Below are 1,154 nucleotides of genomic sequence, written 5' to 3'. Positions count from 1 at the left end.
ACAACGGGCTGACCGACTTCAAGGACATTCTCGGTTTCAACGTGCAGGCCGACGCGACGCGCTCGGCGCTGTTTGCTGCCAGCGCCGTGACGCTGGCGCTGGCCGTCTTCGTCACTGCGGCGATCGTGCGATCCAAATACGGCAAGCTCCTGATGGCGGTGCGCGACGCCGAAAGCCGCACCCGCTTCCTCGGCTGGCGGGCGGAGGACGTCAAACTGTTCGCCTTCACCGTCTCGGCGATCATGGCCGGCCTTGCCCGCGCGCTCTACGTGCCGCAGGTCGGCATCATCAATCCCGGCGAATTCGAGCCGTCCAATTCGATCGAGGTGGTGATCTGGACCGCGGTCGGCGGACGCGGCACGATCGTCGGCCCGATCATCGGCGCGCTGCTCGTCAACGCCGGCAAATCCTGGTTCACCGGCGTGCTGCCGGAATTCTGGCTGTTCGCGCTGGGTGGCCTGTTCGTCGCCGTCACGCTGTTCCTGCCCAAGGGCATCGTTGGCATGTGGGACAGTTGGCGCGGCAAGGCCAAGGCGCTGCGCGCGGCCTCGCTCGCCGCCGAAGCTGGCGCCGATGCGCAGGAACCGCGGCCGAAGATCGTGCGCTCGGCGGCGAGAACCCCGGGCGCCTGGTCGGCTTCCGACCCAGAGCCGCAGCCGGCGGAGTGAGCGATCATGAGCAAGTCGAACACCATCCTCTATCTCGACGGCGTGTCGGTCTCCTTCGACGGTTTTCGCGCCATCAACAGTCTGTCGCTGGTGCTCGACAAGGGCGAGATGCGCGCGATCATCGGACCCAACGGGGCCGGCAAGACGACGATGATGGACATCGTCACCGGCAAGACGCGGCCGGACGAGGGCGAGGTCTTCTTCGACGGCCAGGTCGATCTGACCCGCCACGACGAGGCCGAGATCGCCATGATGGGCATCGGCCGCAAATTCCAGAAGCCGACCGTTTTCGAGAGCCACAGCGTCGAGGACAATCTGATGCTGGCGCTGAAAGGGCCGCGCTCGATCTTCCCGGCGCTCTTCCATCGCCGCTCGGCCGCCGAGGCACGGCGCATCGACGACATCCTCGGCATCATCCGTCTCGGCGACAAGCGCGACGAGCTCGCCGCCAATCTCAGCCATGGCCAGAAGCAATGGCTGGAGATC

Annotated in this window: 1 protein-coding gene and 1 pseudogene; both read left to right on the top strand. The window is 66.3% G+C overall.

Annotated elements, in window-relative coordinates; genetic code table 11:
- Window positions 1-668 (top strand): annotated as a pseudogene (locus EOA29_RS37225) (urea ABC transporter permease subunit UrtC); the annotation flags it as partial.
- A 6-nt stretch (window positions 669-674) separates the two neighbouring features.
- The coding region (locus EOA29_RS37220; RefSeq protein ID WP_127222444.1) for an ATP-binding cassette domain-containing protein at window positions 675-1,154 on the top strand (480 nt) is incomplete at its 3' end.

Source organism: Mesorhizobium sp. M1E.F.Ca.ET.063.01.1.1, assembly GCF_003998155.1.
Taxonomy (GTDB): Bacteria; Pseudomonadota; Alphaproteobacteria; order Rhizobiales; family Rhizobiaceae; genus Mesorhizobium.
This window is presented reverse-complemented; position numbering and strand designations above follow the sequence as displayed.